The organism is Moorena sp. SIO3H5 (assembly GCF_010692395.1).
Classification (GTDB): Bacteria; Cyanobacteriota; Cyanobacteriia; order Cyanobacteriales; family Coleofasciculaceae; genus Moorena.
The window spans coordinates 1-6,636 of sequence record NZ_JAAHHS010000405.1 but is presented as its reverse complement, the minus strand read 5'-3'; the positions used below and the strand labels follow the sequence as shown (position 1 = coordinate 6,636).

6 protein-coding genes are annotated in these 6,636 nt (G+C 38.5%); 2 read left to right on the top strand and 4 right to left on the bottom strand.

The genetic code is table 11. From position 1 onward, the window contains the following. Positions 1-320 (top strand): transposase (locus F6K52_RS29590; protein WP_293087199.1); only part of this gene is annotated, 320 nt, incomplete at its 5' end. 363 nt (positions 321-683) lie between these two features. Here the strand turns inward: F6K52_RS29590 and F6K52_RS29585 are convergent. The 4 genes from F6K52_RS29585 to F6K52_RS29570 all read right to left on the bottom strand — a co-directional run bounded on the left by F6K52_RS29585 (position 684) and on the right by F6K52_RS29570 (position 4,459). Then, positions 684-2,081, bottom strand: a complete 1,398-nt coding sequence (locus F6K52_RS29585) for a hypothetical protein (RefSeq protein WP_293087196.1) — start codon at positions 2,079-2,081, stop codon at positions 684-686. Positions 2,082-3,279: 1,198 nt separating this feature from the next. Beyond that, complete coding sequence (locus tag F6K52_RS29580; protein WP_293087194.1) at positions 3,280-3,621, bottom strand: XisI protein; 342 nt, start codon at positions 3,619-3,621, stop codon at positions 3,280-3,282. Then, positions 3,609-4,025, bottom strand: a complete 417-nt coding sequence (locus tag F6K52_RS29575) for a XisH family protein (RefSeq protein ID WP_293087189.1) — start codon at positions 4,023-4,025, stop codon at positions 3,609-3,611. The genes F6K52_RS29580 and F6K52_RS29575 overlap by 13 nt, the downstream gene beginning before the upstream one ends. A 236-nt stretch (positions 4,026-4,261) precedes the next feature. Continuing rightward, positions 4,262-4,459: a hypothetical protein gene (locus tag F6K52_RS29570; protein WP_293087185.1), complete on the bottom strand. Its 198-nt coding sequence runs from the start codon at positions 4,457-4,459 to the stop codon at positions 4,262-4,264. 398 nt (positions 4,460-4,857) lie between these two features. On the opposite strand from F6K52_RS29570, the gene F6K52_RS29565 reads away from it, so the two are divergent. Beyond that, positions 4,858-6,603, top strand: coding sequence for a hypothetical protein (locus tag F6K52_RS29565; protein WP_293087181.1), 1,746 nt, complete (start codon positions 4,858-4,860; stop codon positions 6,601-6,603). Positions 6,604-6,636: the final 33 nt, after the last annotated feature.

The window sequence follows — 6,636 nt, the reverse complement described above, 5'->3', positions numbered from 1 at the left end:
TCCGAGAATGGCTAGAGTATTTTGGTCAAAAGTTTGGCAGAATAACTGTTGCAGTTAACCCTGCCTATACAAGCCAAAATTGCTCTAGTTGCGGCGAAGTAGTCAAGAAGTCATTGTCAACTAGAACCCATGTCTGCAAATGTGGGTGCCGGTTAGACCGCGACCATAATGCCGCCAAAAACATCCTAACTAGAGCCTTAAGTACCGTGGGGCACACGGGAACTTTCCAAAACGCTCGGGGAGAATCGACCTCTACTCTTCTTGGTTCCGACCTGGTTGAGCAAGTTGACTCGTTGAACCGAGAATCCCCTAGCTTCTAGCTATGGGGAGTGTCAATAAATGTTGCCAGATTTTCAGTTTGAGATAGACTCGCAATCCCGTTATATGCGTCTTGACAGCCCACGGTAAGCACCAGAATCAATAAGCCTATATTTATTGAGAAAAAAACCGCGTCATTCTCAACAACTTAACCCTCTTGGGAATAAAGTTCTAGGAGATTATAGGGATTTCTAGCCATGATCAACCGATATCTAATCAATGCACATTATGGACATTTTTTCTTGCGCTTACCCTGAACCCCACCACCTTCCTTAACTGCTTCAGAACAGCTCTTTCCAATTTTGATAATTATTGTGTAAACGCTATAAGCCTTATAAAATAACCCAATTCTTAGTCAGAGTTTGTCAAAAAGGTGAGGAATAGTAATTAGCAATTTTTTGATCAAGTTCTTCTAGGTTTTTCCAATTTTTATATCGTTTTTTTGCTATAAAATTTTCCCATGATTTTATAGTATCAGGTAATTCATTAATTGTTTCATCAAATAGGTTAATCATTAGATCAGTGGTGCGACTTAATTGATCATGTCTATTATCTTCTTGTTGGATCACTGCTTGTTCTAGTAGATAATTAATATCATCCTCTTTAAGTAAATTTATTATTGGTACAATGAAATATTTAGCATTAATTTTACCTTGCTCCCAGCTATTTGATTGGCAATATAAATCTATATTATGTCTTATGATTTGTTTAATAAATTTTTCTATTCTTTTTATTCTATCAGTGTTTAAACCAACTATTAAGCTGATCAAGTGCTTATACTGTTCTTTATCAACAGACAATGATTCTAAATCTTTTGATAACTCCTCTTCTAATTCAGGTAAGATTAAAACACGAACTTTCTCCTCATTTGTTGCACTTTCTTTAATAAAAGTTTTGAATTTTCCTTTAAAATAGTCTGGAGAATCATTCCATAAACTTTCTGCTATATTAAATAGTTCTACTATAAACTTATACCTCTCTTCTTTCGCCTTGTCAAAAATGCGGACTATGACCTCCCTATCAATTGACTCGAAATTACCTCGATCTTCATCAAGTAGTACATTAAATACTAAAATATATCTATTAATAAATTCTGGGTTATTGAGCTCAAGATATAAAATCTTTTTTAAACAAAATTTGAATAGGTTTACTCGATACTTGTTTGATGTGAATAATATATGTCGATTTTTTAAGGCTTTACGTACATCTTCTAACTTATTTGGGAAATAAACACTAGTTTCAACATCACGCTCTAATGCATGTATAGCTGCCTTACCAATAATAGCAGGTTGACTGAATAAAACATCCACTGCCGTCCTAATGTGTGAACGAGTCAATTCAGGTGATGGCTGAAATAGAAAACCATCACTATCTAATACAGGATGAGCGCAGCGGTGTCGATCTTGCTGAATCCTCTCAAGATGCTCATACTCAGTTAAGGTAAACATTTTAATTTTTTCATAGCCATCTTTTAAAATTGTTCTTTCCCAAGTACTAACCTGCTTCTTGTCGGGAGATTTACGAATTTTATCAATGCTTTCGATGCAAATTTTTGCTGCTTTGTCACCATACTGTTCATCCAGGTATCGCACCTTTTGGTAGAGGTCATAAACCACAGCAGTCCAAATAGACACAATGGCAGATCGATAAGCTCCTACAGAATAAGAAGCAATAGATTCTTCCAGATAAGCCCGGACAGTTTGATCATGAACAGTTAAAGTAAGAGCTTCTAAATCCGCAAGCTGACTATATTTCTTTACCATATCACTTTTACTAACTCATTTATCTTGATGGTATCCACAATTTAAGTTTGTATTTGCTGTATTATCTCAAAAATTATATTCATTGGATATGCCTATTCAAGTTTTAGCAATAACTTTTAAGCCTTCACCTTTTAGAGCTTGATTAACGTGAGTGGGAGCGAAAAGCCCATTATTTTTTTGAACAGCCCAAAATTAATGGTTTTATCGAACTCACGTTTTATGAGAAGCAAGATTGTCTATAAAATGAAGATAGGTATCAAATGATATAAAACCCTGACTGCTTGACATAAATGCTCGAAAGCCTACAATAAGCGCATCTTTAAAACCTCAGCTTATGCCCACATTCGGACTAGGATTCGTTGGTGTTCGCCTAGGGTTGACAAAGCCCGAATCGCTACCGACAATCGAAGGTCTATCGATATCTTTAAGTTTCTGCCGGAGCACTCTTGGTGCTGGAAGGTTTTGAGTCAACAAGGGTAAAGTTGCATGAGAAGCTAGAGTTACTATGAAAATAGCTTTTTATCATTTTAAACTCTACCGGTCTCTATAGTCAACTATTATACTTCTTGCATCAATATAGTAACTAGGGGAAGCTAATGTAATTTGGTATAAATTGTAACTATAAAAAATCTAATTAAACCAATTTTTCTTAAAATTGGAAAAAGTTGAGGTCAAAATCAGTACATTTGTTCTATTCAATCCCTGAACTTCCAACCTATTTTGAGCAAGAAAGAATAAACCGTTGTGATTGCCATTAGGATTTTTCAGATTTATCAAATCACATTATCAATCATTTCGGTATTATTGATAATGTAGGGCACTTATTGACATTAACTCAGCAGATTTTAGGTAAAAAACACTATAAAAAAACTTTTATCTGTAGTTTGTAATACGAAGTTAGATCAGCTTACCCTGCTTGATAACCTGGGATGGCCTAATCAGCATAGGACTAATCACCATAGAACCTGGTTGACTGACAAATTTTGCTTCGTAGGTTAGGTTGAACATAGTGAAACCAAACCCTGGCAAGGGTTTTGTTGAGTTTCGCTACCCCTCAACCGCTCCCTAGGTAAAATTAATGGTTTTAGCAGTTTGGTCTGTCAATCAGGCGATCGCTGTCTGTAAACTTTTGTCAGTCAACCACGAGCAGCCCTTGCACGTAATAAAGTCCCACACCGCTCAACAAGATATCATTGTTTTAACCAACTGCATAACGGGTAAATTGGCGCTTAAAAGCGGAATGAAAACCTAAAACGATATCAGAAGTGGGCACACCCATTTCCACCAACCTCTCAGCAACCGAGTCTTCAGTCCCGTTATATTGAATCCAGATTTTGCCATCAATAATATCAAAGTGCATCACAGGACCAAATACCCGCTTATCTCCTTGCCAACCCACATAAGCCAATTGATAATGGTCGTGTTCCCTATCAAATATTAGCTCGGCTTTGACCGTATCCCTATCAGTAGGGGTTGCTATTTGGGAGTGTTCAGTTAAAATATGCTTTACAAATTGCCGATATTGCTCTATTTTATCCATTGCTTAATCTCCTCCAATTTTGGATCGTAAATCATCAACTTGACTTGGTAACGTGTCAGAGCGCGTTGGATGAAAGAAAGCTTAAAAAAATCTTGATAAGTTTCATAAGGAATAGCCAAATAAACAATTCGCTCTGCTTCAAGTTCTTCAAGAGCCTGACAATAGTTAAGATATTGCCCTAACGCCGTATGAAATGTGCTGATATCTGAGTCGCCAATAAAGCTTTTGATTTCTACTGCAATTTTGTCGGAATCTCGTTCAGCTGCGATTGCGATTTCTGCCGCTAAATCAATTTGTAATTTGACTGCCTCGCCAATCCGAATCGTGAGAGGATCATGAGTGATATTCCATCCGTCTTTGATCAAAGCATTTTTAACCTGTTGATGGAAAACGTCTTTTGCCATTGTGGATGTTTTTCATCCTCATTTTCATTTATTTAATTCTATCATCTACGGCATTGTCATTAGCTGTTCCTCATTTAAATTGGATAGTATTCAGTATGTTGATGTAAAGCGCGAGTGGTTTTGGGCTGGTTGATTGACCGAAAATCTGCCAAAGCCAATGGCAGTAAACTTATGCATCGAGTCCGTTTCACCTTTAATTACGACCCTGACCCAGCCATGACCTGCCGCAAACAACATCAGGTGCGACTCGTGGCGAATTTAATTCTTAATGCGGAAAGCGCACCTAAGTTTTTGTAGTCAACTTTAGCATCCATGCCTCTTGCCAATGCCATTGCGGGTAGCGCCTCACGGGGTGACAACCTGGGATGGCGAGCGTGGGCATAGGCATCATCACCATAGAACACAGACAAGCAAAGTATATAGAGCACAATCAAGATTTTTTTCAGTTGTTTCATAGCTACAACAGCTAGTGTAAAACTTTATTCTTGAGCGATGCTAATGTAATCACAACTATTATCACAAGTAGTTTATGATAAAAAAAAATCACTCTATTTTAATGTCCATCAGGAAATGATTGACTTTGTCCTACCTGTTGATTGAAAGGCTAAGCAGTGGATACATAAACCAATTTCTCCTCAAACTTACTTAAAAATTAATTAGTCTGACTCCAAGCTCCTGACTCGAAGCTCCTGAATCGGAGGATAGTTGGTTATGTCAAACTGAGGGAATTTTCAATTATCAATTTTTAATTGACGAAAAACACTGATGGTCTATAGATAAATCAGCAGCTAAGATCGATGAATTAACATTCCAGATACAATAGGAGATGACAATGTCTGTACCTACCCGTACTCATTTACCAATTATCCTAATTCGTGGGTTTGGCGGTCTCAATATTGAAGAGGAACAGCGCTTAACCTATCAGGGCTTTAACCAAGGCACCGTCTATGAACACAAAAAGGGAACAAATCAGATTTATGAAGGATTAATCCTGAGTTTTCTCAAGTCAGACTGGCAATACCAGGATGCCACTAACGTCGTGACCTTTAGTAGTCGGGAGATTGAAGATGAACCAGCCCTGCCTCGGAAACTAAACTCTTTGCAGAAAATGCTCCAGGATGGCAAACCCCTGCCATCATCACTTCAGTGGTTAAAAGATAATGGTATTTTCGATAAATTTAAGCGCCTAAAAGAAGAAACCTATACTTTAAACTATCCAGACAAAACTGAACAAAAAAGATTTTTTTCAGGGGATAAAGTAGTCATAAACCCAGAGATATCAGAATACTTTTTGGAGTCTATCAAAGAGCCTTGGCGCTCCATTTGGGTATTTCGCTACTATGACCTAAAAGAGCGTAAATTTGACACCTATGGTAATGCATTGGTGCGTCTGATCTACTTAATTCGTGAACTAACCGCAAATCAAGCAGGTGTTAAACCTAAGGTTAACATCATCGCCCATTCTATGGGTGGGTTAATCGCTCGTGAAGCAGTTCAAGTCACCTATCCCAGCCTTGGTCTTAAGGCTGAAGACTACATTAATAAAATTATCACTTTGGGCACTCCTCACCAAGGCATTACCTTCCAAATTTTAGAAGATTGGCTGGGGTTTGGGGGAGAACTAGGTGCTCAAGAAGAATTAGAGCGCTTTAATCTAAAAAATCAAACTAAGCTCAACAACCCCTATTCGTTCCAAAATTTTGAGAAACACTTTCCCTTAGAACGACTTTTAACTATTGTTGGCACCAACTATAAGTCTTACAATTTGCGACAAGCCTCCTTTCTCAACCGCGTTTTCTCCCCGAGATATGAGTTTGGTTCTAACTATAACCGTAGTGATGGCTTAGTTAAGCAATTCTCTGCCCAAATTCCTGGGGCACCCCGTACCTTTATCCACAAATCCCACGGTGGTTTCGACTCCGTGATTACTTCCCGGGAAGCATTTGAAGTAGCAACGCGCTTTTTATTTGGGAATGTGCGATCGCGTTTACGTTTTGTCAACGGCCAAATCACTCGGGGTAAGGATTGGTTTGGCAAAAGTGAGTTCTTTATGGGAGTATCCATTAAACCCCGTCTGCTGGATTTTGAACTGTTCCACCAGAGTGAGGCTGCGGAAAACTGCTATGGTCCGTTTATTAAAGAGGATTTGACCGACGAAAACCCAGCATTTGGTTGGGCTGATGGCAAAAATCTGATCTGGGAAGGCTACCTGAATACCATATCAATTCTAGAGGATGAGAGTATCCCAGCACAAGAGAAAGACATGGTCTTACGGCTGGACTTTTACGTCGGTGAGCGGGATTTGTTAGGTCTTGGTTTCTCTGACAATGTCATCTTCCGCAAACAATACTATATTCAGGTTCTGATTGCCAAGACACCCATAGAACTCTACCTCTATACCGATGAAAAATTTGCTCAGCCAGATTTTACCGTCAATCCCGCTGATAAGATGAAAGAAGTGGATGGTGCCTGGGAATTTCAAGTGCAAGACACTGGATTTGAAGGGACATTCCAGATCGAAATCGATTGTATTCCTGAACATGGACATCCAGAACCGTTCCTTTCTGGGATAGGATAATGGGTAATGGGTAATTAGTAATGGGTAATGAGA

What these genes read in the sequence shown, in the direction of transcription:
- F6K52_RS29585 (WP_293087196.1), bottom strand. Translation starts at nt 2,081, where the DNA reads ATGGTAAAGAAATATAGTCAGCTTGCGGATTTAGAAGCTCTTACTTTA.
- F6K52_RS29580 (WP_293087194.1), bottom strand. Translation starts at nt 3,621, where the DNA reads ATGGATAAAATAGAGCAATATCGGCAATTTGTAAAGCATATTTTAACT.
- F6K52_RS29575 (WP_293087189.1), bottom strand. Translation starts at nt 4,025, where the DNA reads ATGGCAAAAGACGTTTTCCATCAACAGGTTAAAAATGCTTTGATCAAA.
- F6K52_RS29565 (WP_293087181.1), top strand. Translation starts at nt 4,858, where the DNA reads ATGTCTGTACCTACCCGTACTCATTTACCAATTATCCTAATTCGTGGG.